Annotated in this window: 17 protein-coding genes; 12 read left to right on the forward strand and 5 right to left on the reverse strand. The window is 64.0% G+C overall.

Annotated features, from left to right (window positions below):
* Positions 1–119: 119 nt before the first annotated feature.
* Both rpsA and QMG25_RS17965 read left to right on the forward strand, forming a co-directional pair.
* Positions 120–1,598 carry a 30S ribosomal protein S1 gene (rpsA, locus tag QMG25_RS17960; protein ID WP_283462433.1) on the forward strand — a complete coding sequence of 493 codons (1,479 nt, stop codon included), beginning with the start codon at positions 120–122 and terminating at the stop codon, positions 1,596–1,598.
* Between the two features lie 421 nt (positions 1,599–2,019).
* The gene (locus QMG25_RS17965) at positions 2,020–2,514 is read left to right on the forward strand and encodes a DUF805 domain-containing protein (protein ID WP_283462434.1); all 495 of its coding nucleotides are present in this window, start codon (positions 2,020–2,022) and stop codon (positions 2,512–2,514) included.
* On the opposite strand, the gene QMG25_RS17970 is transcribed toward QMG25_RS17965, so the two are convergent.
* Positions 2,515–3,246 carry an IMPACT family protein gene (locus tag QMG25_RS17970; protein WP_283462435.1) on the reverse strand — a complete coding sequence of 244 codons (732 nt, stop codon included), beginning with the start codon at positions 3,244–3,246 and terminating at the stop codon, positions 2,515–2,517.
* A gap of 109 nt (positions 3,247–3,355) precedes the next feature.
* Here QMG25_RS17970 and QMG25_RS17975 point away from each other — a divergent pair, with 109 nt between their 5' ends.
* From QMG25_RS17975 to coaE, 3 genes are all read left to right on the forward strand, one after another.
* Positions 3,356–6,520, forward strand: coding sequence for an ATP-binding protein (locus QMG25_RS17975; protein ID WP_283462436.1), 3,165 nt, complete (start codon positions 3,356–3,358; stop codon positions 6,518–6,520).
* 52 nt (positions 6,521–6,572) lie between these two features.
* The gene (locus tag QMG25_RS17980) at positions 6,573–7,988 is read left to right on the forward strand and encodes an FAD-binding oxidoreductase (RefSeq protein WP_283462437.1); all 1,416 of its coding nucleotides are present in this window, start codon (positions 6,573–6,575) and stop codon (positions 7,986–7,988) included.
* Between the two features lie 79 nt (positions 7,989–8,067).
* The gene (gene coaE, locus QMG25_RS17985) at positions 8,068–9,270 is read left to right on the forward strand and encodes a dephospho-CoA kinase (protein ID WP_283462438.1); all 1,203 of its coding nucleotides are present in this window, start codon (positions 8,068–8,070) and stop codon (positions 9,268–9,270) included.
* A gap of 88 nt (positions 9,271–9,358) precedes the next feature.
* Here the strand turns inward: coaE and QMG25_RS17990 are convergent, their stop codons facing one another.
* Positions 9,359–9,736, reverse strand: coding sequence for a DUF4190 domain-containing protein (locus QMG25_RS17990; RefSeq protein WP_283462439.1), 378 nt, complete (start codon positions 9,734–9,736; stop codon positions 9,359–9,361).
* Between the two features lie 205 nt (positions 9,737–9,941).
* Here QMG25_RS17990 and uvrB point away from each other — a divergent pair, with 205 nt between their 5' ends.
* Positions 9,942–12,023, forward strand: a complete 2,082-nt coding sequence (gene uvrB / locus QMG25_RS17995) for an excinuclease ABC subunit UvrB (RefSeq protein WP_283462440.1) — start codon at positions 9,942–9,944, stop codon at positions 12,021–12,023.
* A gap of 253 nt (positions 12,024–12,276) precedes the next feature.
* Here the strand turns inward: uvrB and QMG25_RS18000 are convergent, their stop codons facing one another.
* From QMG25_RS18000 to QMG25_RS18010, 3 genes are read right to left on the reverse strand one after another with little or no spacing between them, the layout of a single operon-like run.
* The gene (locus QMG25_RS18000) at positions 12,277–13,605 is read right to left on the reverse strand and encodes an alpha/beta fold hydrolase (RefSeq protein WP_283462441.1); all 1,329 of its coding nucleotides are present in this window, start codon (positions 13,603–13,605) and stop codon (positions 12,277–12,279) included.
* The gene (locus QMG25_RS18005; RefSeq protein ID WP_283462442.1) at positions 13,602–14,108 is read right to left on the reverse strand and encodes a GNAT family N-acetyltransferase; all 507 of its coding nucleotides are present in this window, start codon (positions 14,106–14,108) and stop codon (positions 13,602–13,604) included. The genes QMG25_RS18000 and QMG25_RS18005 overlap by 4 nt, the downstream gene beginning before the upstream one ends.
* 40 nt (positions 14,109–14,148) lie before the next feature.
* Positions 14,149–16,686 carry a DEAD/DEAH box helicase gene (locus tag QMG25_RS18010; protein ID WP_283462443.1) on the reverse strand — a complete coding sequence of 846 codons (2,538 nt, stop codon included), beginning with the start codon at positions 16,684–16,686 and terminating at the stop codon, positions 14,149–14,151.
* A 44-nt stretch (positions 16,687–16,730) separates the two neighbouring features.
* On the opposite strand from QMG25_RS18010, the gene QMG25_RS18015 reads away from it, so the two are divergent.
* From QMG25_RS18015 to uvrA, 6 genes are all read left to right on the forward strand, one after another.
* Entirely contained in the window at positions 16,731–17,564 is an 834-nt protein-coding gene (locus tag QMG25_RS18015) for a trans-aconitate 2-methyltransferase (protein ID WP_283462444.1), read from the forward strand.
* Positions 17,561–18,259 (forward strand): PIG-L deacetylase family protein, encoded by a 699-nt coding sequence (locus QMG25_RS18020; protein ID WP_283462445.1) that lies wholly within the window; start codon positions 17,561–17,563, stop codon positions 18,257–18,259. The genes QMG25_RS18015 and QMG25_RS18020 overlap by 4 nt, the downstream gene beginning before the upstream one ends.
* 162 nt (positions 18,260–18,421) lie before the next feature.
* Positions 18,422–20,206 (forward strand): ABC transporter ATP-binding protein, encoded by a 1,785-nt coding sequence (locus QMG25_RS18025; RefSeq protein WP_283462446.1) that lies wholly within the window; start codon positions 18,422–18,424, stop codon positions 20,204–20,206.
* Positions 20,203–22,137 (forward strand): ABC transporter ATP-binding protein, encoded by a 1,935-nt coding sequence (locus QMG25_RS18030; protein WP_283462447.1) that lies wholly within the window; start codon positions 20,203–20,205, stop codon positions 22,135–22,137. The genes QMG25_RS18025 and QMG25_RS18030 overlap by 4 nt, the downstream gene beginning before the upstream one ends.
* Positions 22,134–22,517 carry a GntR family transcriptional regulator gene (locus QMG25_RS18035; protein ID WP_283462448.1) on the forward strand — a complete coding sequence of 128 codons (384 nt, stop codon included), beginning with the start codon at positions 22,134–22,136 and terminating at the stop codon, positions 22,515–22,517. Before QMG25_RS18030 ends, QMG25_RS18035 begins: the two co-directional genes overlap by 4 nt.
* Positions 22,518–22,659: 142 nt before the next feature.
* Positions 22,660–25,548 (forward strand): excinuclease ABC subunit UvrA, encoded by a 2,889-nt coding sequence (uvrA, locus tag QMG25_RS18040; protein WP_283462449.1) that lies wholly within the window; start codon positions 22,660–22,662, stop codon positions 25,546–25,548.
* Positions 25,549–25,737: the final 189 nt, after the last annotated feature.

The raw sequence follows: 25,737 nt of genomic DNA on the forward strand, positions 1-25,737 counted from the left end.
ACCCGCAGGAACCCCTGCAACCCTAATAATTCCGGACCCGATTTCGGCTAAGACGCGGCTTTTCGCGTCCCTTGCCCGGGTCTGGCGAAACCAACTATCCACATCGGAGCCCCTACTACATGACCATCACGACCCCCGAGAAGACGAGTACCCCTGTTGTCGCAATCAACGACATTGGTACTGCTGAAGAATTCCTCGCCGCAGTGGACGCAACCATCAAGTACTTCAACGACGGCGATCTCGTCGAAGGTGTAGTTGTCAAGGTTGACCGCGACGAAGTTCTGCTCGACATCGGTTACAAGACCGAAGGTGTCATCCCCTCCCGCGAGCTGTCCATCAAACACGACGTTGATCCCGGTGACGTTGTCGCCGTTGGCGATCAGGTCGAAGCCTTGGTCCTCACGAAGGAAGACAAAGAAGGCCGCCTGATCCTCTCCAAGAAGCGCGCGCAGTACGAGCGTGCCTGGGGCGACATCGAGAAGGTCAAGGAAGAAGACGGCGTCGTTACCGGTACCGTCATCGAGGTGGTCAAGGGTGGTCTTATCCTCGACATCGGCCTGCGTGGCTTCCTGCCCGCATCGCTCGTCGAGATGCGCCGTGTGCGCGACCTGGCTCCCTACATCGGTCAGCAGATCGAAGCCAAAATCATCGAGCTGGACAAGAACCGCAACAACGTTGTGCTGTCCCGCCGTGCCTGGCTCGAGCAGACCCAGTCCGAGGTTCGCTCCACGTTCCTCAACAAGCTGGAAAAGGGCCAGGTTCGTCCCGGCGTTGTTTCCTCCATCGTCAACTTCGGTGCCTTCGTGGACCTTGGCGGCGTAGACGGCCTCGTCCACGTTTCCGAGCTGTCCTGGAAGCACATCGACCACCCGTCCGAGGTTGTCGAAGTTGGCCAGGAAGTCACCGTCGAGGTTCTGGAAGTGGATCTGGACCGCGAGCGTGTATCGCTCTCGCTCAAGGCTACGCAGGAAGACCCGTGGCAGACCTTCGCCCGCACGCACGCCCTCGGGCAGGTTGTACCGGGTAAGGTCACCAAGCTGGTTCCGTTCGGCGCGTTCGTTCGCGTTGAAGACGGCATCGAAGGCCTCGTCCACATCTCTGAGCTCGCAGTGCGCCACGTTGAGCTGGCCGAGCAGGTTGTCTCCGTGGGCGACGAGCTGTTCGTCAAGGTCATCGACATCGACCTGGAACGCCGCCGCATCTCGCTGTCCCTCAAGCAGGCCAACGAAGGCGTGGACGTGGACTCCACCGAGTTCGATCCCGCCCTCTACGGCATGGTTGCCGAGTACGACGAAGAAGGCAACTACAAGTACCCGGAGGGCTTCGATTCCGAGTCCAACGAGTGGCTTGAAGGCTACGAGTCCCAGCGCGCCGTTTGGGAGCAGCAGTACGCTGACGCCCAGACTCGCTGGGAAGCACACAAGAAGCAGGTTGCCGAGCACGCCGCAGAAGATGCAGCTGCCGTTGGCGCCGGTGAAGGTGGCGAGTCCGCAGGGGCCAGCTACTCCTCCGAGCCTGTGGCAACCGACACGGGTGCCGGCACGCTGGCATCCGACGAGGCACTTGCTGCCCTGCGCGAAAAGCTGACCGGAAACTAATTTCGGCTTTTCAAGCAGGTGCATGAAAATGCAGCACCATTGAACAAGTGCGGGCCCCTGCCAATGGCAGGGGCCCGCACTTGCTTAACGAGCTGTTGTTTGGATACCTGTTGCATGGCGACTTTGTCAGTCGGGGTGGCTATGCTCGAAGCAGGAGTCAAGGTACTGGACCGGATACTTACGGGGGAATCACTGGATGTCAGTCAAGAAAGCGGGCGGATCCGAAAACGGTCCCACCCCCTACACCGCTCCGTCGGAAGACTTTGTCCCCGCCGGTTACTTCAGCCCTCCGTCCCCGCCGCCCTCGCCGGATGTGCCAAAGCCGTACCGGCCGGTCACCCAGCCTGCCCCTGCACCACCAGTCCAGGCACCATCAGTCCCCGTCCGGCCAGTTCCGGTTTCTCCCGGGAACAGTGGGCGATTGCCCCGGCAGAGACCGGTGGCCCCGCTGCGCCATTCAGCGGGGTTTGTGGCTTCCACACGGCGTTTCTTCAGCGAATACGGCACGTTCAGCGGGCGCTCCAGCCGCAGCGAGTTTTGGTGGGTGCAGCTGTTCATGCTGTTGGTGTCAGTGGCTGTGGTTGCGTTCGTTGCGATCACATCGTCGCAAAGTGCTGTCTCCGCCTTGAGTGTGCTGGTGGGCGTGGGCTATTTCTTCTTCCTTGCGGGCGTGTTGATTCCTTGCTTGGCCTTGACAGTTCGCCGGTTGCACGACGCCAATCTCAGCGCCGGCTTCCTTGCACTGGTGCTTATTCCCTCGGTGGGCGGGCTCATCATCTTCATTTTGCTGCTGCTGCCAAGCAGTACGCAAGGCTCCCGCTTCGACAGGAGGCCCGGCTTCGCGCGTCCCACTTACCGGCAAGGCTTCCACCAGCATGAACTCCAGCAGCAACATCGCAACCACCACGGCAGTTAGCTAGCGGGCAAGCCCCAGCGGACGGTCAACCCAATCGGTGCCCACTGCTTTCAGGGCGCCCCGGCCCGAGGTGAATGATGCCAGGCGTTCCCTGGCCATTGCGATGACCAAGGAATCATCGGCAAGGGCCATCCCCACATGGGTGTTGACGGCGTCGTAGTCATTGCCCGTCATGGCATAGCCGGCGCTGCGCAGTTCGTTTTCCAGCCTCCCTGCCTCGGCATGCGGCACCTGGACTTCAAACAGTCCCAGCCGCTCCCGCCGCACCAGCGGTGCCTGCTCCAGGGCAGCACTGACGGATTCGGAGTAGGCGCGCACCAGTCCGCCGGCTCCCAGGAGAATCCCGCCAAAATAGCGGACGACGACGGCGCACACGTCACTGAGGTCGGCGACTGCGCTCTTGTTCCCACCTGTGGCCGACGCAGCTCGGGTCTCCCGTTTCACGAGGGCGTCAAGCATGGGGATGCCTGCGGTTCCCGATGGTTCCCCGTCGTCGTTGGAGCGTTGCAGGGAACGGTCCGCGCCAATGACAAAGGCCGAGCAGTGGTGCCGCGCGTCATGGAATTCCCGGCGCAGCTCCGACACCAGCGCCCGGGCTTGTGATTCGTCCTCAACGCGGCGCAGCACAGTGATGAAGCGTGACCGCTTGATGGCAAGCTCGTGCCGAAAATCAGCTCCGGGTGCCAGCGTCGTGTAACTGTTGGGGCCTGGCGTCGCACTTGAAGAGGTCATCTCTGAAGCCTATCGAAGACAGCGGATGCGTCTCATTCCTTGGGGCAGGCATTGGTGGGATGATGGGGGAATTGACGGATCATCAACGTCCGTCGTGAGGACGGTCACCATGTTGCGGCTCTGCTTTTTGGGGGAGCAGCGTGTCATTGAGCACGGAGCGGCGGAATCAAAGTCGCTGGTGGTGGGACGCGCCTTGGAACTTTTGGCATATTTGGTGGTCAACGCAGGAGTGCCGCAAGAACGCGAGCGGCTGGCCGGACTGTTGTGGCCGGAGTCGACCGGCCAACAGTCGCGCACCAACCTGCGCCGCGAACTCCACGGCCTGCGCCAACTCCCGGACTTGTACAGACACATCGAATCATCGGGAACGGCACTTCTTTGGCAGGACGGACCCGGCACGGCCTCGGATGTGGGCACCTTCCAACGAAACTGCAGGGAAGTGCTCCGGTTGTCGGATACCGGAAACGAGACGGGACTTGTGCAGTTTGGCCAGGCTGCGATCGACGCCTATGCCGGTGATCTCCTGCCCGGCCTGTATGGCGAATGGGTGCTGGCCGAACGCGAAATTCTCCACCGGCACTGCATCGAAGTCTGCGACAAGGTGGCAGCATCAGCATCAGCATCGAGTGGCCAGCCCGACCTGGCGATGGCCGCCGCGCAGCGACGCCTTCAACTGGCTCCGTTGGAGGAGGCCGGCTACCAGAGGCTGATGGAACTTCAAGTGGCGGCCGGCGACACTGCCGCCGCCGTCCGCAGCTACCACCGGTGTGCTGCCGTGCTGGAAAGCGAACTCGGTCTCGAGACGGGTCCGCGGACCCGGGAATTGGCGAGCGAGCTCTTGGGCTCCACACCCTCGCTCCGCATCTCGGGAGGCCGCTCCGTCATGCTGCTCGGCCCCGGTCCCGCGGCCGGGCGTCCCGTGGGGAGGGAACCGGAGGAAGTACTCCTGCAAGAGCGCTGGAACAGGGCCATTGCGGGAAACCCCGGGCTGCTCGTGCTCAAGGGCGACGCCGGAATCGGCAAGACCCGCTTGCTGGTCTCCCTGCTGGGCCGGATCAGCAAGACAGGGGCACTGACCGCCTATGGCCGCTGTTTCTCCGGAGGTGGCCGGACAGCACTGGCGCCAGTGGCGCAATGGCTGGCCAGCAAGGATTTTCACGCCGGTGAACGGGAAACGGACAGGCCAGGTGCCGGGGAAGGGGGCAACCGGGCGAACAATGAAGCCGCACGCCTGCTGCCGGAGGCATTGGCACCCTGGCATGGCCCCGGCGCCGCCTTGGTGGATGCCTGGCAGCGGAGGGCCTATTACGAACGCCTGGCCGGTTTGGTGCTGGCACCTGCCCGGCCCGTTCTGCTGATTCTTGACGACTTGCAATGGTGCGATGCCGAAACCCTGGAATTCCTGGCTGTGCTCCTTTCCACGGCACCGTCGAGCCCCTTGCTGATTGCCGCCACGGCCCGTACCAATGAACTGGCCGCAAACATCCACATTCTCGAGGCCCTGCAGGCCCTGCGCACGGGACGATGGATCCAGGAGCTGGACCTGGCACCGTTGGACGCGGCCAGTAGCGCAGCATTGGCCGCGGCGGAGTTGGGGAAGGAGCTCTCCGATGACGATGCAGTGTTGCTTCATGCGGCAAGCGGCGGCTTTCCCCTGCACATTGTGGAAGCTGCCCGCGCCATGCGGCGCTGCGCCGGCGGGCAGCTTGCGCTGACGGAGGTGCTGCGGGATTCCGGCGATGGCCGAGGTGTCCTACGCCGCCGTTTTGAACAGTGCTCGTCGCAAGCGCGGGATGTCGCCACGCTGGCTGCTGCTGTGGGGAGGGAGTTCAGCCTGGGTTTGCTGGCGCGGGCCTGGACGGGAGACGAGGCGTCCCTCGTCCAGGCGGTGGATGAGTTGTGGCGCCGTCGTATTCTGCGTGAACAGAGGGGCGGCTACGATTTTACGCATGACCTGCTCCGGCAATGCGCCTACGAGCTTTCCACCCCGCCGCAGCGATGGCTGCTTCACAGGCGCCTTGCCCAAGCCATGGAAGCCGAACACCACGGCGTTGGCGGGATTGTTGCCGCCGACCTTGCCGAACAATACCGCCAGGCCGGGGAGCCGGGCCGGGCCATGGGCTACTTTGTGCAGGCCGGCGACGCGGCGACGCGCATCTTCGCCAGTGCCCAAGCCCTGGCTGACTACCAGCAGGGCCTGGACCTGCTGGCTGATTGCCCGGGACGCGGCGACACGAAGAAGTCCGAGCTGGCGATCCTGCTGCGGATGCCTCCGTCGTTGACTGCGCTGCACGGCTACTCCTCGGCACAGCTTCAAGCCACCCTGGAGCGGATACTCGCCCTGGCCGGGGATCTGGGCAGTGCGCAGGCCCAGGCTTCGGCCCTGATAGGCCTCTTTGCGGCAACTTTTGTGCAGGGTAAAACCGTGCAGTCCCACGCCCTCGCGTCGCGGGCGCTGAACTTGGCACGCGACCTGCCTGAGCTCCTGGGGCAGGCCAGCTTTGCCGTGGGCGGTGCTGAAACCAGCTTGGGCCGTTCCCCCGAGGCCATTGCCCACTTCGACAGGGCGTGCGTGCTGGCCTCCACCACCCACTCCCACATTCTGGGTACCCGCGTCGGGGTGCACGCGCGGGCTTGGTCGTCGCACGCCCACTGGCTTTCGGGCGACAACGACGGCGCACTGGCCCTGTCCGCCGAGGCCGTCGAACGGGCCACCTTCGCCAGCCATCCGTACAGCCTGGCTGTGGCGCTGGCCTATCGCGGAGTCCTGCTCCAGTGGCGCCTGGGCGGCGATGCAAACGGTGGCGGGCGGGACGAACTGGCCTCAGTCGCCGCCGAGCTGGAAACACTGTGCACCCGCTACAAATTTGCCTACTACGGCCAGTGGGGCGCCATCCTGCGCGGGTGGCTCACGGGATCGGAAAAAGGCAGCGCGATCATCGGCACGGCCATCAGGGAACTGCGGGCCGCGCAGGCACTTGCCAGGATGCCCTATTGGCAGTGCTTGCTGGCCCAGACCCAGCAGGAGTGCGGGAAGACCCGGGAGGCAGGGGCCGTGCTGGCGGCGGCAGAGTCGTTTGCCCACCAGAATTTCGATGTGTGGTGGCTGCCCGAGGTCTTGCGCCAACGGGCGCTTTTGGCGGAACCAGCCGCCGCACAACTCCTCTTGGGCCGGGCGGAGAAACTGGCCGACGAACAGCACAACCCCACGCTCTCCAACAGCGTTCGCGCAACCCGTCAGGCTGCGAACGCCGGGCGAACGGGGCCGTCCTAGCATGGGGGCATGACGGCGGCACCCAGCCCGCCACTTGGCAAGGAGCAAGACCATGACTGAGCTACAGGAACAGGACACACTGACGGCAGGCAGGGCGTTGGCTGATTTGGCGGCGACGCTGCGCGGGGACCTCATCACGGCGGCCGACGAAGAATACGACGGCGCCCGGGCCGTGTACAACGCCATGATCGACAAGCGTCCCCTGGCGATCGCCCGCTGCGCCAACACGGCCGACGTCGTGGCGTGCGTCCGTTGTGGCGTGGACAACGGGCTCGAACTGGTCATCCGCGGCGGCGGGCACAATGCGGGCGGGCTCGGTGTATGGGACGGTGCATTGGTGGTGGACCTTTCCGCCATGCGCAGCACCACGGTGGATCCTGCAGCCCACCGGGTCCGGGTCGACGGAGGGTGCACGTGGGCGGACGTGGATGCTGCCACCGTCCCTTTCGGCATGGCGACGCCGTCGGGCTTTCTGGCCTCCACAGGTGTTGGCGGGCTAGCACTGGGCGGTGGGGTGGGATACCTCTCACGGCGCTACGGACTGACAGTGGACAGCCTGCTCGGCGCCGATGTGGTGCTGGCCGACGGGAGCCTCGTCACGGCGGACGCGCACCGGCATCCGGACCTTTTCTGGGCGCTGCGCGGTGGTGGTGGCAACTTTGGCGTGGTCGTCTCGTTCACCTTTGCCTGCCACGACGTCGGTGAGCACGGGACAGTGGTGGGCGGGCCGGTCCTCTACGCCCTGGAAGACGCGCCGGAGGTCATGCGCTGGTACCGGGAACTGTTGCCATCGTTGCCCGAGGAACTCAGCGGATGGCTCGGGGTGATCACGATCCCGCCGTCCCCGCACTTCCCGGAGGAACTGTGGGGCGTCAAATCCTGCGCGATCGTCTGGTGCTACACAGGTCCGGCCGCTGCCGCAGACGCCGCGACGGCGCCCATCCGCGAGTTCGGCTCGCCTCTGGTGATAGGCCTGGCGCCCATGCCGTTCTCAGCGTTGCAGTCCGCATTCGACGGGCTCTACTCATCCGGCCTCCAGTGGTACTGGAAGGCGGACATGTTCACCGAAATCAGCGACGCCGCCATCGACACTCATGCCAAATTCGCCGCCCGGCTGCCCACGGGGCACTCAGCAATGCACCTGTACCCCATCGACGGGGCCGCGGCCCGTGTCGACGCCGGGGCCACCGCGTTCCCCCACCGCGAGGGAGGATGGGCAGGCGTCATCGTCGGCGTTGACCCGGACCCGGTGAACGCACCGGTCATTGTCGAATGGGCCCGGAGCTACTGGAACGAGTTGCACCCCACCTCGGCCGGCGGCGTCTATGTGAACTTCCTCGGCTTGGAGGACAGGGACAGGGCGCGCGGCGCCTACGGGGACAACTACGGGCGGCTCGCGCAGATCAAGGCCCAGTACGACCCGCTCAACGTGTTCCACATCAACCAGAACATTCCCCCGGCCAGCTGACACAGGGCCCGGCCCCGGTCCTGGAAATGAGGTTCCGGACATGAAGTGCCGGACGGGAGGCGCTGGATAGGATGGGTGGATGCTTTCACTTGGACTCTCCGGCGGCATTGCCGCCGGGAAATCGCTCCTTTCGCACCGCTTCCGCCAGCTGGGTGCCGTGGTCATCGACGCAGACCAGCTGGCCCGCGAGGCGGTGGCCCCGGGGACGGCCGGACTGGCCGCCGTCGTGCATCATTTTGGCGCAGGAGTGCTGCTTGCCGACGGCTCCCTCAACCGGCCGGCCCTGGGTGCCCGCGTGTTCGCGGACACGGACACGGACGAGCTTGCTGTGTTGAACGGGATCGTGCATCCGCTGGTGCGGGCCGCCGCCGAAATGCTCAAGCACGACGCCGGCCCCGGCACCGTGGTGGTCCAGGACATTCCCCTGTTGGTGGAGACAGGCCAAAGCGCGAATTTCCACTTGGTGGTTGTGGTGTCCGCCCCCGCGGAGGTGCGCCTTGAGCGGATGGTGCAGCGGCGCGGCATGAGCACCGAGGATGCCTTGGCCCGCATGGCGGCGCAGGCCAACGACACACAGCGGGAGGCGGCAGCCGACATTGTGCTTGTCAATGCGGGCGACCCGGCAGAGGTTCTTGCCCGACTCGATGTGTTGTGGCACGAGCGGCTGCTGCCCTTTGCCGCCAACCTTGCCGCAGGCGTCCCGGCCCGGCACGACCACCCGGCCGCCCTGGTGGACGCGGACCCCTGCTGGCCGGCCCAAGCTGCTCGGATCATGGCGCGGCTGGCCGCGGCGGCAGGGGATCAGGCCATCGGCATTGACCACATCGGCTCAACAGCCGTGCCGGGTTTGGCGGCCAAGGATGTCCTGGACCTGCAAATTCGTGTGCAGGACCTGGCGGCGGCAGACGCGCTGGCCGGCTCGCTTGCCGACGTCGGCTTTCCGGCACTGGATGGACCGTGGTGGGACACTGGCCACGACTTTGCGGGTGGCCGGGCGGGGGAGCAGTGGGAAAAGCGGTTCCATGTGTCGGCGGATCCCGGACGCCGCGTCAACCTGCATGTGCGGGTCGACGGCTCGCCGGGGGCCCTGTTTTCCGTGGCGTTTCGGGATTGGCTGCGCGCGGAGCCTGTTGCGCGGAGTCGGTATGAAGTGTTCAAGTGGGAGCTGGCTGCCAAGCACGCCGCAGACGAGTCCGGCCGCGCCTACGCTGAAGCCAAGGAGCCGTGGTTTGCGGCGGCGAATCGGGAACTCGCTGCCTGGGTGGAGCGGACAGGCCGGTAGCGCGGAAACACGAAGAGGCCCCTTCCCACGGTGGGAAGGGGCCTCTTCGTGCTGCGTTGTCCTGCGAGGATCGGCGCAGTGCGGTGTCCTAGTACGTGCTGGTCATCTCGCCACTGTTGATGATGACGATGATGAAAATGATGTAGAAGACAAAGGCAAGAAATCCGAGGATGGTGAAGATCCAGCCCAGGATCACGCCCACGTTGGCGGGGGTGTTGTCGGTGAAGCCTGCAGCCGCAGACTTCTTCTTGGCAATGATCGACACAATGAGGCCGGCCAAGGAGAAGACAAAGCACAGCACAAGGCCAATGATGCCCAAGGTCTTGCCCGGGTCCTCGGCCTGCATGCCGTATCCGGGCTGCGCATAGCCCTGGGGCTGCTGGCCCTGGTACTGCGCGGGCTGTCCGTAGGTGTTCTCCGGGTTCTGCTTGGGCTGTTCGTATGGATTTTCGGGGTTCTGTGTCATTGTTGCCTCTCATATGGACGATGATCGTGTTGTTGGTGACGCTGTCCTGATTCAATTTTTACATGCAATGGACTAAATCCGCTGGACGTGGCATGGGGAGTCCTGCCCATCGCGACGCCGGCCGCGGCACGTTCGGGTCCGGTGGAGAGGGGGCTCGGGGGAACCCGGTGTTCTGCCGGGGCACAACAGGGGTAGCGTTAAGCGCATGAGTCTTGCGCAGGAGATCAATCGTGTAGTGGCACCCTTTGAAGTCATCAGTGAATTTCAGCCTGCCGGCGACCAGCCGGCAGCCATCAAGGAATTGACCGAACGCATCAACAACGGGGAAAAGGACGTGGTGCTGCTGGGTGCCACGGGAACCGGAAAGTCTGCCACCACGGCGTGGTTGATTGAACAAGTCCAGCGTCCCACGCTGGTTCTTGTGCAGAACAAGACCCTGGCGGCCCAGCTGGCCAATGAATTCAGGGAACTGCTGCCCAACAATGCGGTGGAATACTTCGTTTCCTACTACGACTACTACCAGCCTGAAGCGTATGTGCCGCAGTCGGACACTTTCATTGAGAAGGACTCCTCCGTCAATGAAGAGGTGGAGCGCCTGCGCCACTCGGCCACCAACGCACTGCTGACCCGCCGCGACGTCATAGTGGTGGCCACGGTCTCCTGCATCTACGGCTTGGGCACGCCCGAGGAGTATGTGGCCGGGATGGTCACGCTCAAGCGGGGGGACACCATGAACCGGGACGACCTGCTGCGCAAGTTTGTCAGCATGCAGTACGCCCGCAATGACATTGACTTCCACCGGGGCACCTTTCGCGTGCGCGGCGACACGGTGGAAATCATTCCGATGTATGAGGAACAAGCCATCCGGGTTGAATTCTTTGGCGACGAGGTTGAGAGCATTTACACCTTGCATCCGCTGACGGGGGAAATCATCAGGGAAGAAACTGAGATGTACGTCTTCCCTGCCTCGCACTACGTGGCCGGACCGGACCGGATGAACCGTGCGACGAAGCAGATCGAGGATGAACTGGCTGCCCGCACCAAGGAATTGGAAAGCCAAAACAAGCTCTTGGAGGCCCAGCGGTTGCGCATGCGCACCACCTACGACCTTGAAATGATGGAGCAGATGGGTTTCTGCAACGGCATTGAAAACTACTCGCGGCACATTGACGGCCGCGACAAGGGAAGTGCACCGCACTGCCTCCTTGACTACTTTCCCGACGACTTCCTGCTTGTCATTGACGAATCCCACGTAACCGTGCCGCAAATCGGTGCCATGTACGAGGGCGACATGTCCCGCAAGCGCACGCTCGTGGACCACGGCTTCCGCCTGCCCTCGGCCATGGACAACCGGCCGCTGAAATGGGATGAGTTCCTCGAGCGGGTGGGCCAGACCGTCTACCTCTCCGCCACGCCGGGCAAGTACGAGCTGGGCGTTTCCGACGGGTATGTCCAACAGATCATCCGGCCCACGGGGCTCATCGACCCGGAAATCATTGTCAAGCCCTCGCAAGATCAGATCAACGACCTGCTGGGTGAAATCCGCCTGCGCACGGCAAAGAATGAACGTGTCCTGGTGACCACCTTGACCAAGCGCATGTCGGAGGACCTGACCGACTATCTACTGGGACACGGGATCAAGGTCCAATACCTGCACTCCGACGTGGACACGCTGCGCCGTGTGGAACTTCTACGCGAACTGCGCATGGGCGTCTTCGACGTGCTGGTCGGTATCAACCTGCTCCGCGAAGGCCTCGACTTGCCGGAAGTTTCGCTCGTGAGCATCCTGGATGCCGACAAGGAAGGTTTTCTGCGCTCCTCAACGTCCCTGATCCAGACCATCGGACGCGCCGCCCGCAACGTCTCGGGCCAGGTGCACATGTATGCCGACAGGATCACCGCGTCCATGCAGTTCGCCATTGACGAGACGAACCGGCGCCGGGAAATCCAGGTCAGCTACAACTTGGAGCACGGCGTCGACCCGCAGCCGCTGCGCAAACGCATTGCCGACATCACCGACCAGTTGGCTCGTGAAGACGCCGACACGGCCGCGCTGCTCGAGGAAGCCCGGCAAAGGCGCGACACCAAGCCGGGCAAGGGCAAGGGAGCCAAGAACGGCGTCGAATCGCGGCCGGCCAAGGAGCTGGTGGCCCTCATCGAGGAACTGACGGCACAAATGCATGGTGCGGCCGCGGACCTTCACTTCGAACTGGCAGCCCGGCTGCGCGATGAAGTCGGGGACCTGAAAAAGGAACTGCGCCAAATGCGCGAAGCCGGCCACGCCTGACGCACGTCCGGTGTGCTGGGCTGGCGCGGGCCGGCATTCCCTCGGCGGCTTTCCGGCCGATCGGCCGCGGGCGGCCTCGGCCTCCCTGACGCCGCCTACGGGATCACCGGTCCGCGCCTGAGAGGGCAGGGGCCTGCGGTTCTCGGAGCGGGGATGGATTTTCAAGGTCGCCCAGCGACCGAGGAAATCTTACTGCCCGCGAGAGGACCGCCGGCCCCGCGCACGCCTGCTGCGGCCAAGGACTGCGGCCCGGCTACGCCTCTTGCCCGGGGTTGCGCACCATCTGTAGCAGGCGTGCAAAGATGCTTTCGCCGTCGTCGGCAATGCCGTCGTGGTGGAAGCCGGCTGTCTCCCATACTTGAAGGCCATTGACGGCGGCCGCCGTGGCCAGCGAAATGTCCCTGTCCACGTAAATGTCGTTCGTGTAGACGGCGGCAGCCGCCGGCACCTGGTTGCGGCCCAGCTGCCCCGCGTCGTAGAGCGCGCCCCAGCCCGCCGTGCGCGCGGCCAGCACATCGGCCAGCTCCCGCAAGGGCACAAGCGCCGGGTCCTGCTCGAAGTACCACGGGTACACCATCTCGCCGGTGAGGAGCGGCTCGGTGGCGTCCGGGCGGAAGTCGGGAAGCCCGGCCAGGACCCGTTCGGCTGCCCAATTGCTGGCCGTTCCCTGAACATAGATTGACTCGTGCATGAGCGCGTAGAGCGGGTTGGCAGCCCGGCTGACCTGCGCCGCAACGGCAGCCAGGAAGGAATCCGCGAGTCGTACGCCGTCGGGCGTGTCAATAAACGCGTCCTCAAGAACATAGTGCAGGGCGTCAAAGCGGGTGTTTCCGCCGAGGAAGTTGCCCAGCATTTGCACCCGTTCGGGGCTCAGCCGTTCGCCCGTGGGCAGCAGCTCGGGCACGTCGGCCACGTGCGCCAGGACGCGGGCAAGGATTGCCCGATCCTGCGGATACTTGGAAAAGTACTCGGAGTTGCGCGAGCGCAACCGGACGAAAGTGGCGTTGTACACCTGGTCGGCAGGTCCGGAGAGGGGGCCCAGGCCACCGGTGAAGAGTGCTTCCCGCACCCCTTCAGGAGCGAAAGACAGATATGTCAGGGCACAAAAACCGCCGTAGCTTTGGCCGAAAATGCTCCACGGCCCCGAGCCCAGCTCGGCGCGGATGAGTTCTGCGTCGGCCACAATGTCTGTCGCCCGAAAATGCGAGAGGTACTCGGCTTGGGCGGCTACATCGCCGTGCAGGGGCAGGGTCTGCCGGTTGGCCGGGGTGGAAAGGCCGGTTCCCCGCTGGTCGAGCATCAGGATGCGGAAGTGTTTGGCGGCCTCGGCCAGCCAGCCGTTCAACCCAGTGGGCCGGTTGCCCTTGCCGCCGGGTCCTCCCTGCAGGAACAGCAGCCAAGGCAGTTGGGTGCCTTCAAGCAGGGCATCGCTGAGTTCCCGGGCGAACAAGGTGATGCTCTTCCCCGTTGGGTTCGCATGGTCCAGCGGTGCCTGGAAGTAGTGGTCCTGGACCCGAAGCCCGCGGACGGTGTAGGGCGCGCTGGTGTCCGCGGCTGTGGTCAGCGGAGCGGGCGCGCTCATGCGTGCGCGTCCACGACCGCCGGCGCGCCAAAGGCGCCCAGCTCCGCCCCGTCCAGGCGGAACACGTGCCAGCCGTCCATGGCTCCGGCACCGAGCGAACCATAGAAGTTGATGGAGGGCTCGTTCCAGTCAAGAACGCTCCACTCCACCCGCGCATAGCCGCGTTCCACGGCGATACGGGCCAGTTCACGCAGCAGCGCCTTGCCGTGGCCGCCGCCGCGCGATTCGGGCCGCACGTACAGGTCCTCAAGGTAGATCCCGTGCGTGCCCTCCCACGTGGAGTAATTCAGGAACCACAGCGCGAAACCCACAATGGGCTCGCCATCAACCGAGGAGTCCATCACGTGGGCGTAAATCTGCGGGTTGGGGCCGAAAAGGTTGGCGTGCAGCAGCTCAACCGTATTCTTGACGGCGTCGGGCTCCTTTTCATAAACAGCCAGGTCGTGGATCATGCCAAGAATGGCGGGGACATCGGTGGGCACGGCGGTGCGAAGCAAACTCATGATCCGAGTTTATCGCGCTCCGCTGTGCCACCGAAGTCGGTTACATGCAGCTGAAGTCCACGAAGCGCACGACGGCGGCACCCGCCTCGTTCGACGCCTCAAGATCCACGGTGGCCGTCATGGACCAGTCGTGGTTGCCTGCCGGGTCGGCGATGGTCTGGCGCACCGTCCACGCCTCGGCCGAGGGAGTGATGTGCAGCAGCGCCGGTCCGCGGGCAGCAGGGCCGGACTCGATGAACTCGTGCTCGTCCCAATAGTCGTCCAAGGCGTCGGCCCAGCGATCGGCATCCCAGCCGTGGTCGCCGTCGAGCGCGCCCAGTGCCGCGTAGTCGTCGTCGGCTGCCAACTCCACGCGACGGAACATCTCGTTGCGGACCATGACCCGAAACGCCCGGGAGTTGTCGGTGAGCTTGGGCGGGGCCGGGGGGAGCGACGTCTCCTCCACAAGATCGGCAGTGTCCCCGGAGGTCATCTTTTCCCACTCGTCGAGCAGGCTGGAGTCCACTTGGCGTACCAGCTCGCCCAGCCAGGAGATGAGGTCCTCCAGGTCTTCGCGCAGTGCGTCCTGGGGCACCGTCTGGCGCAGCGCCTTGTAGGCGTCGGTGAGGTAGCGCAGCACAATGCCCTCGGAGCGGGCCAGCGAGTAGTACTGGACGTACTCGCCAAAGTTCATGGCGCGCTCATACATGTCGCGGATGATCGACTTGGGGCTGAGCTCAAAGTCGCCCATCCACGGGGAGGCCCTGCGGTACACCTCGAACGCCTCAAAGAGCATGTCCGCCAACGGCATGGGGTAGGTCACCTCGTCGAGGATGGCCATGCGCTCGTCGTATTCGATGCCCTCGCTCTTCATGGCCGCCACCTTCTCGGTGCGTTCACGCTTGAGCTGGGCGGACAGGATCTGGCGCGGCTTTTCCAACGTCGATTCAATGACGGAGATGACATCCAGGGCGTAGCTGGGCGACTCCGGATCCAACAGGTCAAGGGCGGCCAGCGCGAAGGGGGAAAGCGGCTGGTTGAGCGCGAAGTTCATCTGTAGGTGCACCGTCAGGCGCACCGTGCGGCCGTCTGACTCCAGCTCATCCTCGGGAATGCGCTCCACCACGCCGGCGCCGAGCAGTTCGCGGTACATGCCCAGGGCCTTGCGCATGAGGATGCGCTGCTTCGACGGTGATTCGTGGTTTTCCGTCAACAGCGTCTTCGCCGCCTGGAACGGGTCGCCGGGGCGCTCAAGCAGGTTCAACAGCATGGCGTGGGTGACCGTGAAGCTGGACGTCAGCGGTTCGGGCACGGATTCGGTCAGGCGCTTGAACGTGGGTTCGCCCCAGCTGACAAAGCCGCTGATGGGCTTTTTCTTGACCACTTGGCGCAGCTTCTTCGCATCGTCGCCGAACTTTGCCACGGCTTTCGCCATGGCCTTCGTGTTTTCTATGACGTGGTCCGGGGCCTGCACAATGACCGTGCCGGCCGTGTCATAGCCGGCCCGCCCGGCCCGGCCGGCAATCTGTTGGAACTCGCGCACCTGCAAAACGCGGGTTTTGACGCCGTCGTACTTGCTCAGGGCCGTCATGAGGACGGTGCGGATGGGCACGTTGATGCCCACGCCGAGCGTGTCCGTGCCGCAGATGACCTTCAGCAGGCCGGCCTGGGCCAGCTGCTCCACGAGGCGCCGGTACTTGGGCAGCATGCCGGCGTGGTGAACGCCAATGCCGTGGCGCACCAGCCGGTTCAGGGTCTTGCCGAAACCGGCGGAGAAACGGAAACCGGCAATGAGTTCGCCAATCTTGTCCTTCTCCTCGCGGGTGCACACATTGATGCTCATGAGGGTCTGGGCGCGGTCGATGGCCTCGGCCTGGCTGAAGTGGACCACATAGACGGGGACCTGCTTGGTGGCGAGCAGCTCCTCAAGCGACTCATGCACCCCGGTCTGCACATAGTAGTAGTGCAGTGGGATGGGCCGCTCACTGGAGGAAACAGTGGTGGTGTCCCGGTTTGTCAGCTCCGTCAGCTCGCGTTCAAAACGGCTGACGTCGCCCAGCGTGGCGCTCATGAGCAGGAACTGCGACTGCGGCAGCTCCAGCAACGGCAATTGCCAGGCCCAGCCGCGCTGCGGGTCGGCGTAGTAGTGGAACTCATCCATGATGACAACGCCCACATCAGCGTCTTCGCCTTCTCGCAGGGCGATGTTGGCAAGGATCTCGGCCGTGCAGCAAATGATGGGCGCGTCCTGGTTCACGGAGGAGTCGCCGGTGATCATGCCGACGTTTTCAGCCCCAAAGATCTCGCACAGCGCAAAAAACTTTTCCGACACCAGCGCCTTGATGGGAGCCGTGTAGTAGCTTGCGGCGCCCCTGGCCATGGCGTTGAAATGTGCGGCGATGGCCACCAGGGACTTGCCCGAACCGGTGGGCGTGGACAGGATGACATTGTTCCCGCCGACAAGCTCAAGCGCGGCTTCCTCCTGAGCAGGATACAATTCCAGCCCCCGGTCGAGGGTCCACTCCAGAAACGCGTCCAACACGTCGTCGTCGGAGGAGGTTTGGCGGTTCAGGGTGGAAAGCTGTTCAAGAAGATTCATGGTCTTCCCAGCTTAGGCGGAAAGGGCTGTGGCAGGATAACGGCATGGGTGATCAAGCCTTTCCCTGGGAACCGGGGACATACCTGCACTTCAATGATTTTCGCGAGCGTCCATTCTTTGACCTGACGGCCCGCATCGGGGCGGCGACCCCCGCCCGCGTGGTGGATCTGGGATGCGGGCCCGGGAATCTCACCGCCACCTTGGCCCGGCGCTGGCCTGCCGCCCACTTAGTCGGGCTGGACAGTTCAACGGAGATGATCGCAGCGGCCCGGGAAACGCACGGATCGCACGGCCCCGGCGGCCCGGGGCTCCATTTCGGTGTGGCCGACATTGCCGATTGGGTCCCCGGCGTGGACCCGTTCGGCACTGCCCCGGACCGAACTGCCCCAGACGTCGTCGTGTCCAATGCTGCGCTGCAATGGGTGCCGGGGCACCGTGACCTGATGACGGGCTGGTTGGCGGCCCTGCACCCGGGCGCCTGGCTGGGCGTGCAGGTGCCCGGGAACTTCACGGCTCCTTCGCACGTGATCATGCGCGAACTGGCCGCAGGCGCGCGGTGGTGCAAACAGCTCGACGGCGTGTTGCGCCACGATGATGCGGTGGGGGAGCCGGCTGAGTATCACGAACTGTTCCTGGCTGCAGGTGCACGGGTGGAGGTGTGGGAAACCACGTACCTGCACCTGTTGCAGGGCAGTGATCCCGTGCTCGATTGGGTGCGGGGCACCGGCCTGCGTCCCGTGCTGGCAGCGCTGGGACCCGCAGAGGGCGAAAAGTTTGAGAAGGAATATGCGGCGCTTGCTGCGCAGGCATATCCGTTGGGGCCGCATGGCACCATTTTTCCGTTTAGGCGCATTTTCATGGTGGGAGAAAAACAATGAGTGAACTTCAGAAATTTCCGCAGGACTGGCAGCGGGCCCTGGTGATCGTGGCCCACCCCGACGACCCCGAATATGGGCAGGCTGCCGCCGTGGCCGAGTGGATTGCGCAGGGGCGCGAAGTCCATTACCTGCTCGCCTCCCATGGCGAGGCGGGCATCGCCGGCATGAAGCCGGAGATTTCCGGGCCGCTGCGGGCCGCTGAACAACGCCGGGCCTGCGAACGGGTGGGAGTCACCGAGCTGACCATGCTCCACCACCCCGACGGCAGGATTCAGGAGGGGCCGGCCCTGCGGCTGGACTTTGCCCGGCACATTCGCCGCGTGCAGCCGGATCTGGTGCTGACGCTCAACCACCGGGACCAGTGGGGCCCGGGTCGCTGGAACAGCGCCGACCACAGGGCCGTGGGCCGCACTGTCCTGGATGCCGTCTCCGACGCCGACAACGACTGGATCTTCCCCGAACTGCTGGAGGAAGGACTCCCCAGGCACAAGGTCCGCTGGGTGGCCGTGAGCTCCCCCCAGCCAACACACGCACAAGCCGTCGGTGCGGGGAGCATCGAGAAGGCCGTGGCCTCGCTGGCCGAACACAGCGAGTACCTGCGCGCGCTAAGCGACGACTCCGTGGAAGTTCAGGCCCGCCGCCAAGTGGAGATGGTCACGGACGGCGGTTCCGTTGCCTTTGAACTCTATGGGTGATGAACCCCATGGCTGATGCGGCCACTGACTGCTGTACCGCAAGTGGCGAAGGCAGCCCGTCGGCATTGTCAGCAGCCAGGAGTAAATTGTTGTCAACATAAACGATTGCCAGTGTTTATTGCCAGTGTGAACTGATGATTCGGTGCCACCCCAGGAGGACGTGTGCTGTTCAAGCTTGTTGCCCGCAACCTGGCGCCACACAAGGTGCCGCTGATTGCCATCGTGGTGCTGCAATTCCTCTCCACGCTGGCAACGTTGTACCTGCCCACGCTCAACGCCGACATCATTGACGACGGGGTGGTCAAGGGCAATATCGACGTGATTTGGAGCCTGGGCCGGTGGATGCTGGTGATCACGGCAGGGCAGGTCGTGTGTGCCATCACCGCAACGTACCTCAGTGCCCGGCTGGCCATGGGCGTGGGGCGGGCGATCCGCCGCGACCTCTTCAACAAGGTCGAGACGTTCTCTGCCCAGGAAGTCGGGACCATTGGTGCACCGTCGCTGATCACCCGCACCACCAACGACGTCCAACAGGTGCAGATGCTCACCCTGATGTCGTTCACGCTGATGGTCACGGCCCCCATCATGAGCATTGGCGGGGTCATTCTGGCCATGGGGCAGGACGTTCCGCTGTCCGGACTGCTCCTGGTGATCCTGCCGGTGTTGATCGTGGCCATCGGTCTCATTGTGCGGGTGCTTGTCCCCACTTTCCGGAAGGTTCAGCGCCAGCTCGATGACATCAACGGCGTGCTTCGCGAGCAAATCACCGGGATCAGCGTCATCCGCGCTTTTGGCCGCAGGAACTACGAGGCCGAACGTTTCGCCACGGCCAACGGCGCGCTCACAGCATCCCAACTGCGGGCGGGGCGGCTCACGGCGCTGATGTTCCCCACCATCTTCTTCGTGGTCAATGTCACCAGTGTGGGCGTGTTGTGGTTTGGCGGGCAGCGCATCGACGCCGGAGACATGCAAATTGGCGCGCTCACGGCGTTCCTGAGCTACATCATGCAAATTCTCATGGCCGTCATGATGGCCATGTTCATGTTCATGATGATTCCGCGCGCAGCCGTGTGTGCCGAACGCATCACCGAAGTCCTCACCACCGAATCGAGCGTGGTGGACGCCGAGGACGCGCTCTCCGTGGGCCGCCTTGACGGCGTCCTGGAGGTTCGCGACGCAGCCTTCCGCTACCCCGGAGCGAAGGACCCCGTCCTGTCCGGCGTCAGCTTCAGTGCAGGCCCGGGAACCACGACGGCGATCATCGGCTCCACCGGCAGCGGCAAGTCGACGCTGCTGAATCTCATACCCCGGCTGTTGGATGCCACGAAGGGGGACATTGAGCTGGGCGGGCACAACATCAGGGCAATCACCCTGGCGGGACTGCGCACTTCAATCGGCCTGGTTCCACAAAAGGCCTACCTGTTCACCGGCACCGTGGCCAGCAACCTGCGGATGGGCAACCCCGATGCCACCGACGACCAGCTGTGGGAGGCCCTGGCGACGGCCCAGGCCGCCGACTTCGTGCACCGGATGCCAGGGGAACTACAGGCCCCCATCGGGCAAGGCGGGTCCAACGTCTCCGGTGGCCAGCGCCAGCGCCTGTGCATTGCCCGGGCCATCATGGCAGCGCCGTCGATCTACTTGTTCGACGACAGTTTCTCCGCCCTTGACTATGCCACCGACGCCAAGCTGCGGGCCGCCCTGAAGCCTGTCACCCGCGAGGCTGCCGTGCTGGTGGTGGCCCAGCGTGTGGGCAGCATCAAGGATGCCGACAATATTCTGGTGCTCAACGAAGGGCGCCTTGTGGGCCAGGGAACCCACGCGGAGCTGCTCGACTCGTGCCCCACCTACCAAGAAATTGTCACCTCGCAACTCAGTGCCGAGGACCCTGCCCTGAATGCGGAAGACTCTCCGTTCGACGCAGCAGACCAGCAGAGCCCGGCATGAGCATGATGAGGGGGCGCGGCGCCCCGCCGCAGCAAAAGGCACTCAACTTCGGGCCCAGCCTCAAGCGGATTCTGCGGCTGATGGCCCCCGACAAGGTGCGCATCGCCGTGGTGCTTGTCATGGCCTCCATTTCGGTGGGTTTGTCGGTGGTGGCGCCCAAGGTGTTGGGCAACGCGACGGACATCATCTTTGACGGGGTGGTGGGCCGAATGCTCAAACAGTTCCCGGCCGGCACCACGAAGGACCAGGCAGTGGCGGCGTTGCGAGCCAGTGGGCAAGGGCAAATGGCGGACATGCTGGCCGCCATGAACGTGGTGCCCGGGCAGGGCCTTGACCTGGGGGCACTGGGCGCTGTGCTGCTTGTGGTGCTGGGGCTCTATGTCGCGGCGTTCTTCTTCAACTGGACGCAGGGCTACATGACAACAGGCATAGTCCAACGGGCCATGTACAGGCTGCGCCAGGGCATTGAGGACAAGCTCGACAGGCTGCCCATGGCGCACTTTCAGCAGGAGTCCCGCGGCGACCTGCTCTCCCGCGTCACGAACGACATCGACAACTTCGGCCAAACCCTCAACCAGACCCTGACCCAGATCCTCATTGCCGTGCTCACGGTCTGCGGGGTGCTGGGGATGATGTTCTCCATCTCCCCGCTGCTGGCAGGCATCTCCTTGCTGACGTTGCCCATTGTTGCCGGGCTGACGGTGGTGATCGCCAAGCGGTCGCAGGTGCAGTTTGCGGCGCAGTGGAAGAGCACGGGGGACCTGAACGGCCACGTGGAGGAGATGTTCACCGGCCATGAGATCGTGAAGGCCTTTGGCCAGCAGCAGGCCGCCATCGAGAAGTTCAAGGTTTCCAACGACTACTTGTTTGAATCAAGCTCCAAGGCGCAGTTCATTTCCGGAATCATCATGCCCAGCACCAACTTCGTCGCCAACCTGAACTACGTGGTGATCGCTGTGCTTGGCGGCATCCAGGTGGCGCAGGGCGTCCTCACCATCGGCAGCGTGCAGGCGTTCATCCAGTACTCGCGCCAGTTCAGCCAGCCCATGTCCCAACTGGCCAGCATGATCAACCTGCTCCAATCCGGTGTGGCATCGGCCGAACGCGTCTTTGAATTGCTTGATGCGCAGGAGCAGCGCCCAGACCACAGCCCGGCCGCCGAGCTGGCCGAGCCCGCCGGACGGGTGGTGTTTGAGCACGTCAACTTCGGTTACACGCCCGAGGAGCCGCTGATCAAGGACTTGTCTTTCGTCGCCGAGCCGGGTGAGACGGTGGCCATTGTGGGACCCACCGGCGCGGGCAAGACCACGCTGGTGAACCTGCTCATGCGGTTCTATGAAATTGATTCGGGCACCATCAGCATTGATGGCGTCGACACGGCCAAGCTCACCCGCGAGGATCTGCGCAGCCAGTTCGGCATGGTCCTGCAGGACGCCTGGCTGTTCATTGGGACTATTCGGGACAACCTGGCCTACGGCAAGCTGGACGCCACCGGGGATGAAATCCTCGCCGCGGCCAAGGCCACCCACGTGGACCACTTTGTGCGCTCCCTTCCCGAGGGCTATGACACCGTCCTCACCGACGACGGCGGCGGGCTCAGCCAGGGGCAGCGCCAGCTCATGACCATTGCACGCGCGTGGATATCCAACCCCGGCATCTTGATCCTCGACGAGGCCACCAGCTCCGTTGACACCCGCACCGAAGTCATGATCCGCCAGGCCATGAACAGGTTGCGCGCCAACCGGACCAGCTTCGTCATTGCCCACAGGCTCTCCACAATCCGCGATGCAGATCTCATCCTCGTCATGGACCATGGTGAGATCATTGAACAAGGCAGCCATGAAGAGCTGTTGGCCCGCAAGGGTTTCTACTACGATCTCTACATGAGTCAATTCGGTGATCCAATGGTGGAAGAAGAGGTGCAGGCATGAATTCGATGGATGTCCTAGTGCGCCGTTGGCACCTTGACACGGAGTCAACAGTGCCGCCCTTTGAACAAATCCGGTTGCGCATCCTTGACCTGGCCTCCTCGGGCGGGCTGGCGGTGGGCAGCCGGCTGCCATCGGTGCGGGCACTTGCGGCCCAGCTGGGCGTGGCGGCGAACACCGTGGCCAGGGCCTATCGCGAGCTGGAACAGGCAGGCATTGTGGTCACTGCCGGGCGCAGCGGCACCGCCATTGCCTCCGGCGGGGACAAGATTGCCGCCCAGGTGGCGGCTGCCGCGGACGCCTTTGCCGGCGTCGTGCGTGAATTGGGAGTGTCGCAGGCACAGGCACTGCGCATCGTGTCGGCAGCTCTCGAGCACCACTAGCCCCCGGGCACCACCTCGAACGAACTTTCGATTACACTAATGGATGAATGCAATCGTGAATGAATGCAGCGAATGAACGCAATGCGCGGCGGACTGCCGGCCGTGCCGCGGCCCCGCCGTGGACAGTGATGTGAAGGAAACAATGGCCCAGTCTTCAACCCCTGCAAGTGTGCAAAAACGCCCCGACCTCTCGCGTCTGGTGGTCAAGGGAGCGCGGGAGCACAACCTGCGCAACGTCGACCTCGACCTGCCCCGCGACGCCATGATCGTGTTCACGGGGCTGTCCGGCTCCGGCAAGTCCTCGCTGGCTTTTGACACGATCTTCGCCGAGGGCCAGCGCCGCTACGTGGAGTCCCTCTCCGCCTACGCCCGGCAGTTCCTGGGCCAGGTGGACAAACCCGACGTCGACTTCATCGAGGGCCTGTCCCCGGCCGTCTCGATCGACCAAAAGTCCACCAGCAAGAACCCCCGCTCCACGGTGGGCACCATCACCGAAATTTACGACTACATGCGCCTGCTCTGGGCCAGGGTTGGCACCCCGCACTGCCCCGTGTGCGGGGAACCGATCGCGAAGCAGACTCCGCAGCAAATAGTGGACCAGCTGCTCGAAATGCCCGAGGGCACCCGCTTCCAGATCCTGGCCCCCGTGGTGCGGGACCGCAAGGGCGAATTTGTGGACCTGTTCAAGGAGCTCACCGCCAAGGGCTATTCCCGTGCCAGGGTGGACGGCGAACAGATCCAGCTCAACGATCCGCCCAAGCTGAAGAAGACGTACAAGCACACCATCGAGGTGGTGGTTGACCGCCTCGTGGTCAAGGACGGCATCCAACAGCGCTTGACTGACTCCGTGGAAACGGCGTTGGGACTGGCCGACGGCCGGGTGCTGGCAGATCTGGTGGATCTGGACGAGGCCGACCCCGCCCGCGTGCGTTCCTTCTCCGAAAACCTTGCCTGCCCCAATGAGCACCCGCTGGCCATCGACGAAATTGAGCCGCGTTCCTTCTCCTTCAACAACCCCTTCGGCGCCTGCACCGCCTGCAGCGGCATTGGCAGCAAGCTTGAAGTTGACGAGGAACTTGTGGTCCCCAACCCCTTCCTCTCGCTGCGTGAGGGTGCCATCGCCCCGTGGTCGCTGGGCACGGCCACCACCGAGTACTGGAACAGGCTGCTGGATGGCCTGTCCGCGGACCTGGGCTTTGCACTGGAGACGCCCTGGAACAAGCTCGACGACGCCGCCCGCACCGCCATCCTGTACGGCAAGGACCACAAGGTGGTGGTGCAGTACAAGAACCGTTTCGGCCGCGAACGCAAGTACAGCACCGGCTTTGAAGGTGCCGTGCAATATATCCAGCGCAAGCACGTCGAAACCGAGTCGGATTCGGCCCGCGACCGCTATGAAGAGTACATGCGCCAGATCCCGTGCCCGTCCTGCGGGGGCGCACGGCTGAACCCGGCATCGTTGTCGGTGCTGATCAACGGCAAGTCGATCGCCGAAGTGTGCGCGCTGTCCATGCACGACTGCTACGACTTCCTCACCAACCTGGTGCTGACCGGACGCGAAGCCACAATCGCCAGCCAGGTGCTGAAGGAAATCCAGGCCCGGTTGAGGTTCCTGCTCGACGTCGGCCTGGAATATCTCAACCTGGAACGTGCCTCCGCCACGCTCTCGGGCGGGGAGGCCCAGCGCATTCGGCTGGCCACGCAGATCGGCTCCGGCCTTGTCGGGGTGCTCTACGTCCTCGACGAGCCATCGATCGGCCTGCACCAGCGGGACAACCGCAGGCTCATTGAAACCCTGTCCCGCCTGCGCGACTTGGGCAACACCCTCATTGTGGTCGAGCACGACGAGGACACCATCAAGGAAGCCGACTGGATCGTTGACATTGGCCCCGGCGCCGGCGAACACGGCGGGGAAGTGGTGCACTCCGGCTCCTTGGAGGGACTGCTGGCGAACACCCGCTCGCTCACCGGCGACTACCTCTCCGGTCGCAGGAGCATCCCGCTGCCCGCCAAGCGCCGCAAGTATGACAAAAAGCGTGAACTCACGGTGGTTGGAGCCAAGGAAAACAACCTGCTGAACATCGACGTGAAATTCCCGCTCGGTGTCCTGACGGCAGTGACAGGCGTCAGCGGATCGGGCAAGTCAACGCTGGTCAACGAGATCCTGTACAAGGTTCTTGCCACCAAGCTCAACGGTGCCAAACAAGTTCCCGGCCGCCACCTGCGCGTCGACGGGTTGGAGCACCTCGACAAGGTGGTGCACGTGGACCAAAGCCCCATCGGCCGCACCCCGCGTTCCAACCCGGCCACGTACACGGGCGTCTTTGACAACATCCGCAAATTGTTTGCCGAGACCAACGAGTCCAAGATGCGCGGCTACCAGCCCGGCCGATTCTCCTTCAATGTCAAGGGCGGACGCTGCGAAGCGTGCACCGGCGACGGCACGCTGAAGATCGAAATGAACTTCCTGCCGGACGTGTACGTCCCCTGCGAGGTCTGCCACGGGGCGCGCTACAACCGCGAAACACTTGAAGTGCACTACAAGGGCAAGTCGATTGCGGACGTGTTGAACATGCCCATCGAGGAAGGCGCGGAGTTCTTTGCCGCGTTCACTCCCATCGCCCGGCACCTGCGCACGCTTGTCGACGTCGGACTTGGCTACGTGCGCCTGGGACAAGCCTCCACCACGCTCTCCGGCGGCGAGGCACAGCGCGTGAAGCTGGCTGCGGAACTGCAAAAACGCTCCAACGGCCGCAGCATTTACGTTCTTGACGAGCCCACCACGGGCCTGCACTTTGAGGACATTCGCAAGCTGCTGCTCGTGTTGCAGGGGCTCGTGGACAAGGGCAACACTGTCATCGTCATTGAGCACAACCTGGATGTGATCAAGAGCGCCGACTGGGTCGTGGACCTGGGCCCCGACGGCGGTACCGGCGGCGGACGCCTCGTTGCCGCCGGCACGCCGGAGAAAGTGGCGAAAAGCGCCGACAGCTACACGGCGACGTTCCTTCGCGAGGTCCTGGCACCTTGACGGGCCCGCAACGATGCACGAGATGCCACCTATGGTGCCCAAAACACGTTTTTGGTAGCCACAAGTGGCATCTCGGCGATCTTTCGTCCCGAAAGTAGCGCGCATTCAAGGTCTGCGAGGAAGGGCAGGCGGGCCTAAATATGCCATCACGGGCATGGATGGGGCCTGCCGGTGCCGTCTCGTGAGAAA

This window comes from Arthrobacter sp. H35-D1 (assembly GCF_030063185.1).
In the GTDB taxonomy this organism is placed as follows: Bacteria; Actinomycetota; Actinomycetes; order Actinomycetales; family Micrococcaceae; genus Specibacter.

Bases quoted from the DNA above. Each gene is read 5' to 3' on its own strand.
- QMG25_RS18035 (WP_283462448.1), top strand. From the start codon at position 22,134: ATGAATTCGATGGATGTCCTAGTGCGCCGTTGGCACCTTGACACGGAG.
- QMG25_RS17990 (WP_283462439.1), bottom strand. From the start codon at position 9,736: ATGACACAGAACCCCGAAAATCCATACGAACAGCCCAAGCAGAACCCG.
- QMG25_RS18010 (WP_283462443.1), bottom strand. From the start codon at position 16,686: ATGAATCTTCTTGAACAGCTTTCCACCCTGAACCGCCAAACCTCCTCC.
- uvrB (WP_283462440.1), top strand. From the start codon at position 9,942: ATGAGTCTTGCGCAGGAGATCAATCGTGTAGTGGCACCCTTTGAAGTC.
- rpsA (WP_283462433.1), top strand. From the start codon at position 120: ATGACCATCACGACCCCCGAGAAGACGAGTACCCCTGTTGTCGCAATC.
- QMG25_RS18020 (WP_283462445.1), top strand. From the start codon at position 17,561: ATGAGTGAACTTCAGAAATTTCCGCAGGACTGGCAGCGGGCCCTGGTG.
- QMG25_RS17975 (WP_283462436.1), top strand. From the start codon at position 3,356: ATGTTGCGGCTCTGCTTTTTGGGGGAGCAGCGTGTCATTGAGCACGGA.
- QMG25_RS18015 (WP_283462444.1), top strand. From the start codon at position 16,731: ATGGGTGATCAAGCCTTTCCCTGGGAACCGGGGACATACCTGCACTTC.
- QMG25_RS18000 (WP_283462441.1), bottom strand. From the start codon at position 13,605: ATGAGCGCGCCCGCTCCGCTGACCACAGCCGCGGACACCAGCGCGCCC.
- QMG25_RS17970 (WP_283462435.1), bottom strand. From the start codon at position 3,246: ATGACCTCTTCAAGTGCGACGCCAGGCCCCAACAGTTACACGACGCTG.
- uvrA (WP_283462449.1), top strand. From the start codon at position 22,660: ATGGCCCAGTCTTCAACCCCTGCAAGTGTGCAAAAACGCCCCGACCTC.
- coaE (WP_283462438.1), top strand. From the start codon at position 8,068: ATGCTTTCACTTGGACTCTCCGGCGGCATTGCCGCCGGGAAATCGCTC.
- QMG25_RS17980 (WP_283462437.1), top strand. From the start codon at position 6,573: ATGACTGAGCTACAGGAACAGGACACACTGACGGCAGGCAGGGCGTTG.
- QMG25_RS18030 (WP_283462447.1), top strand. From the start codon at position 20,203: ATGAGCATGATGAGGGGGCGCGGCGCCCCGCCGCAGCAAAAGGCACTC.
- QMG25_RS18005 (WP_283462442.1), bottom strand. From the start codon at position 14,108: ATGAGTTTGCTTCGCACCGCCGTGCCCACCGATGTCCCCGCCATTCTT.